Annotated in this window: 2 protein-coding genes and 3 pseudogenes; 3 read left to right on the top strand and 2 right to left on the bottom strand. The window is 38.7% G+C overall.

The genetic code is table 11. From position 1 onward, the window contains the following. Positions 1-99 precede the first annotated feature (99 nt). On the top strand, positions 100-2,307 hold the full coding sequence (locus tag ACFQ2I_RS19590) for an NACHT domain-containing protein (protein ID WP_377567241.1): 2,208 nt from the start codon (positions 100-102) through the stop codon (positions 2,305-2,307). A 268-nt stretch (positions 2,308-2,575) separates the two neighbouring features. Here ACFQ2I_RS19590 and ACFQ2I_RS19585 read toward each other — a convergent pair. Continuing rightward, positions 2,576-3,832: pseudogene (locus ACFQ2I_RS19585) on the bottom strand (IS1380 family transposase). 179 nt (positions 3,833-4,011) lie between these two features. Here ACFQ2I_RS19585 and ACFQ2I_RS19580 point away from each other — a divergent pair. Both ACFQ2I_RS19580 and ACFQ2I_RS19575 read left to right on the top strand, forming a co-directional pair. Next, entirely contained in the window at positions 4,012-5,013 is a 1,002-nt protein-coding gene (locus tag ACFQ2I_RS19580) for a tRNA dihydrouridine synthase (protein WP_377567243.1), read from the top strand. Then, positions 4,971-5,098, top strand: a pseudogene (locus tag ACFQ2I_RS19575) (sigma factor-like helix-turn-helix DNA-binding protein); the annotation flags it as partial. The gene ACFQ2I_RS19580 and the pseudogene ACFQ2I_RS19575, both read left to right, overlap by 43 nt. Before the next feature lie 88 nt (positions 5,099-5,186). On the opposite strand, the pseudogene ACFQ2I_RS19570 reads toward ACFQ2I_RS19575, so the two are convergent. Then, positions 5,187-5,876: pseudogene (locus tag ACFQ2I_RS19570) on the bottom strand (amidohydrolase family protein); the annotation flags it as partial. Positions 5,877-5,968 lie beyond the last annotated feature (92 nt).

Below are 5,968 nucleotides of genomic sequence, written 5' to 3'. Positions count from 1 at the left end.
TTGTGATGATTCTAGAAAGTCAAGGGGTTTTCGTGAACTTTGATGATATCTTTATGACTCTTATCGAATTACCTGGTTTTGGATTGAACTGCATAAGTCATGTATGATAGAAGAAGAGTATTCGACAGAGCTCTTAGTGTGGCACCAGATGGGCGTGCTCACTATATGCTTGAATTAAAAAAAGAAAACTCTGATGCAAAAAAAAACATTGAAATAAAAAAAAAAATAGGAACACAAATGAAAGATGAGATAAATAGCAAATTAATTTCCTATATTGCTCCAGATACTCATGCTCCGAAAGATATTAATAGTATTTATGTTTCACCGCTGATTTCAACAGAGCCTGAAAATGCAAATAATTCAGATAATGAAAATTTTGAGGAGTTACATGATTTATTAAATAATCAAGATAATATACTGTTCGTTGGTAGAAAAGAAATTGGAAAGTCAACATTAATTAATTATATCTGTGATTATTATCTAATTGGTACAGGCCATGAAGATAAAATCCCAATTGTTCTTGATTACAAGGATCTTCCTAAAGGTAAAAATGTATTTGAAAAAGCTATTACAAGCTTTTTGTTGGACAAAAATGTTAATGAATTGGATATAGAATCTACTTTGAGTCAAGGACAATTTGTAATTCTAATTGATGATTTTAATGTAAAAGATAAGCCCAAGATTATTAAATTAATGGAGTTCTATAATAAATATAATAAAAATAGATTTATATTCACAATGAATGAAGATATATTGGAGACAATAAAAATTGCGGAGGTTTCGGAATTTAGCCTACCTAGGAAATTGTATTATTTATATTCTTATAGGAGGAATCAAGTAAGACACCTAGTCGAAAAATGGTACTGGACACTGTCAAAGGATGAACAGGACATTGTTTTAGAAAGTGTTATTAAAACACAAAGACTAGTAGGATTACCTAAAAACCCCCTAACATTTTCATTGCTATTAAGTATTTATGAGAAACAATCCAATTATGTTCCAATAAATGAAGCTAATTTAGTTGATAAATTTGTTAAGAGTATTTTGGAGTTGCCAATTATTGATGAAATAAAATATGAGACAATCGATTACACAATTAAAAGCGACTTTCTTTCTTACATAGCCTCACTAATGTCTCAATATGAGGCAAAATGTCTTGGAGAATTAGAATTTGATAGGATGAGTATTGAATATTTTTCAAGTAAAGGATTGGATTATGTTAATATTGAAAAATTCAAGACACACTTTTTCAAAAAGGGTATTTTAGAGAAGTATGAAAACAAGGTATATTTCAGATTCATGTGTTTTAATGAACTTTTTATGGCTAAATATATTTCTGAAAATGTAGATTTTAAAAAATCTATTCTTACAAAAGAGAACTTATTGAACTTTAAACATGAGCTAATATACTATTCTGGATTGAATAGGAAAAGTACAGATGTTTTAATGTTTGTAGAGCAACGATTGAATGAGATCTTTGAGCCAATAAACGATCACATTGATATTCAGCAATTTTGTGAACTATCAGTAGGAAAGAGTTTAGCTGACCAGTTTGAGGATAGAGAGTCTTTTTCTGAAAAAATGGAGGAAATACAACTAGCTGATGAAACGAAAGATAAATTATTAGATTCTCCAGAGAGCACATCTGAATATTATAATCAGACACGTATAAAAAGAGATAACCAAAATGAATTAATCGATACTATTGAGCTTTATGCCAATTTAATCCGTAATTCAGAATTAATCAGCAAAGATATGAAAAAAGAATCTTTAAAAAACAGTATCAACAAATACTCAAAATTAATTGTTTTGTTGTATACATTTTTGTTCGATAGAATAGAAGATATTTTTAATGATATTAATGACAAGAATATCGAAGAATCAAAATATAAGTATTTACTTACAACTGGCTTACCATTAATAGTTCAGAATCTTATGGTAATGCACCTGGGATCACCAAAATTAAAAACTATTCTCGAAGAAAGTTTTAAAGAAGTACCAACTGATCTTGAGAGATTTTTGATAGTATGTCTATATGGTGATCTGAGACTTGAAGAGTATTTGTCATTGTATGATACTTTTATAAGAACAAACAAATCAAAATTATTAATTGAGGCTACAATCATGAAACTAATGTTTTATAGATTATTCCACCATAGAAAACCGTATCAAGAAAAGCAATTGCTTAGTCTTCTAGCTGACCTAACGATTAAGAAAACAGGAACAGGTAAAACACATAAATCAAGAATTATGCTTAATATTGAAAAAAAAGGAAAAATGAATAAATTGAATGAAGAAGTTATATAATGTTTTAAATTGATAAATTTGAACGATTATTCTTTATATTATTAATCCTGAATTACGAAAGCCCACTAGGTAGAGCATTTGAAGCGGTGGCACAAGGGAATAACATCCAGTTATGGGTGAGGTATCGAGGAGAATTGTGTTGAACGACAAAATTAGGTTACAAATTCCCCCTCTCCTCACAAAGAGGCTCCGGCATTTCCAATATTTATTTTGGGATTATCAATCATTCCAGAAAAATACTTTTCCGTTCCATTTGCAGCCACGCCCATCAGTTTTGGAACGATTGGGCCAGCTTTAAAGTGAACTTGCGACCACTTCGTACCAATTTGCCGGCACAGTAGATAAACACTCGCCGAAAGCGCTGAATCGTAAACGTACGATGAAGTAGATCGCAACATTGCTGCTTGAAGCGCTCGAACAGATTGTACGCCATTAGCTTGAGCAAGAGATCGATTTCATTGGCGGCCAAAGATTGCGTAGGGATAAGGTGAATGGCGAATCCGCTCTTCCCTTCCTTGATGTAGTTCTCCATGCAGCAACGCTGGTTGTAGAAGCGCCACACGTCAATGGCCTCCCATGACTCTGTGGTGACCATCGCCTCGTACTGCCAAAACAAGTCCAGTTCGAGTTGAGGGTGGTCTCCATGGTAACGCTGCATCTTGCGAATGATGGCGACTCGCCTTGTCTTGTCCCAAGTTGTGGCTTTGTAGCATAGGACAATACCTTCGATGATTCAATCCTCATTCACAAAGCGTGTCCAGTGTTTGCATGCGCTCACTTGCTTTGCCAGACGGTCTGTCTATTTCAGCTTCCCGACATAACCGATCTGATGCTATTCCCAGAAGGCATAGAAGTCTTCGCCGCCGAAGCCTTTATCGAAGCGGACGTAACGCACTTCCCGCTTGCCGAGCAGTTCCAGAGTTTGCTTGGCAAGCGGAAGCACATCTGTGGAACTGCTCGTATTGCCGGAGCGCAGCACGGCATTGACTAACAGTCGCGATTGCCCTTCATACATAAGCAACGTGTGATAGCTCTTGCGACCTCGCTTATGGCTATTAACGCCAACCGCTGCGCCTTGTTGATGATCATAAACAGTTTCAACGGATGAATCAAAATCGAGAACGGTACGATCCAGCAGGGCAGGGGCAATGATGTCGAGATTCATAGCACGTAGCGCTGGCACGAATTCTTCGTGTGACTTGCCGAACCGAATCAACTCCTTGTTCAGTAAGGAGTGATGATGAAGGAGACCGCCGAGCGCATGACCAATCAAGGCTTCATGCTGAAGCGATTTAAAGTGAAACAGACGCTCGCAGCCGAGCAGCCAACCGATGATGAGGTAGTGGAGAATTCGATGCGTAGGGAAAACCGCATTGGCTGCTTTTGATAGTCCAAGGGAATGAAAAGCCTGAGCGAGACCGATTGTTTTAAGAAAGGCTAGAATGACTTTGCTTCCTGCAAAATTAGTGGCATTTCTCATAGAAAATTCCGTTTTCAAGTTCGTGATTTTTGTGGTAGACTTCACCTTAAGGGTGCTCCTCTCTTGGTTGGTGATGTTCTCGACAAACACCATTCTACCAAAGATTGGCGCACTTTATTATGTTTTTATGAGGTCTTGCTTTCGAAATTCAGGTTAATAATTGCATGATGAAAATATGTTATAATGTTGTTTGTTATTGCGGTTATCGTATGCTGACGAGAGGAATGGAATTAAAGTTGATTGAAAATTTTTGGGAGGAATTACCTAAACCGTTTTTTGTACTTGCTCCTATGGAAGATGTAACTAATGTTGTGTTTCGTCATGTTGTGAGTAAAGCGGGTAGACCTGATGTTTTTTTCACTGAGTTTACAAGCACTGAAGGTTACTGTAATCCAGATGCTATATATAGTGAACGTGGGAGATTATACTTTACTGAAGATGAACAGCCTATGGTTGCACATATTTGGGGAAATAACCCTGATTATTATAGGGAAATGAGCATAGGTTTAGCTAAGCTTGCATTTAAAGGCATCGATATAAATATGGGCTGTCCTGCTCATAACATCGCAGCTAAAGCTAAGGGTAGCGGACTTATCCTACAACCCAAGCTTGCAGCAGATATTATACAAGCTACTAAAGCAGGTGGATTGCCTGTAAGTGTGAAAACTAGACTTGGCTACTCACATGTTGATGAGTGGCGTGAGTGGTTATCACATATATTACGACAAGATATTGCCAATCTTTCTATTCATCTACGAACCAAGAAAGAAATGAGTAAGGTGGCCGCTCATTGGGAGCTTATTCCTGAAATTAAACAGCTTCGAGATCAGATTGCACCCCAAACATTATTAACAATTAATGGAGATATAGCTGATCGAAAAACAGGCTTAATGCTGGCAAAACAATATGGAATCGATGGAGTTATGATCGGTAGAGGTATATTTAAAGATCCATTTGCTTTTGAGAAAACACCTAGAGAGCATAGCAGAGACGAAAAAATTGAGTTATTAAATTACCATATTGATTTGTATGATAAATATGCAACAGAACTAGAACCAAGACCATTCGTTCATTTACTTCGTTTTTTCAAGATATATATGAATGGATTTGATAAGGCAGATGAGTTGAAAAATGAGCTCATGCAAACGAAGTCAACAGATGAAGTACGTCAAGTGCTACGAAACTTTACTATGGTGGAGATGAGCGTACTCAACGAGAAATCGTAAAAGAGTTGGGCATCTCACGTAGCTATGTATCGCGCATCGAGAAACATGCAAGCTGTATCCTGAGTTTTATAAGGAAAAGAAGTGAACATGAAATTGATTGATGAGAAGCCGGCGATGCCGGCTTTTTCAGTCTGCATGTATGTTATTTGGTGAAAAACACAGCTTCATTGGTCTCAAGGGGAAAACGTTCCCGATACAACCTGCCCCCGATGCATGACCGCTTGTCGCTTCACTCTTCGCGCTACCGCTTCCGCGGAACAGCTTGCTTGAACGAACACGGCGCTGGCTTCATCGCCGACGGCAGGCCACACCTTATTCCCGTGCGGGTCCAGAGGAGTTCGTCCTCCGGTAATGAAGCCGAGCGAGCGGGACAAGGACAATTCATCGATATGACGGTACTGCTCCGCCAACCGGCTTGCTTTCTCCAAGTTATCGCCGATGCCAAATGGTGTCCAATGATCGGTAATACTGTCATTCCCGAGTTCAACTTTGACTCCTTTGTTATATAGCATCGGAATCGGCATAGGGGATGGGCCGACCGGAACGGTGGACGTAATCGAAATGTTAAGAGCGGCAAACCGCTCCGCAAGCTCGGCTGCCGCGGATGCCGGTGCACCTGCGAAACCGAAGGCATGGCTCACAGTGACCCTTCCATGCCATCCGGCATCTTCCGTCAGATCGGCAAGCCTGTTCATAGTGAAGATGCCGAGAAGATCGCCGTCGTGAATATGGACATCAACTCCTGCATTCGCTTCGACGGCGATTTCCATTATTGTCGCCAGCGATTTCTCTATGTTTTGATCTACGCTGGCCGGATCAACACCGCCAACGAAAGTAGCCCCTTCCCTCATTGAATATTTCACGCTGAAAGCATCATCAACTTGCCCATTTGGACATCACCGATTCGCGGTTAGAGCATCAGCAATATTTTGTTAGAGCATCACTACGTTATGAA

Origin of the sequence: Paenibacillus chungangensis (assembly GCF_042675905.1) — a bacterium.
Classification (GTDB): Bacteria; Bacillota; Bacilli; order Paenibacillales; family Paenibacillaceae; genus Pristimantibacillus; species Pristimantibacillus chungangensis.
Note: the sequence above shows the minus strand (reverse complement) of the source record. Positions and strands in the feature narration are given on the sequence as shown.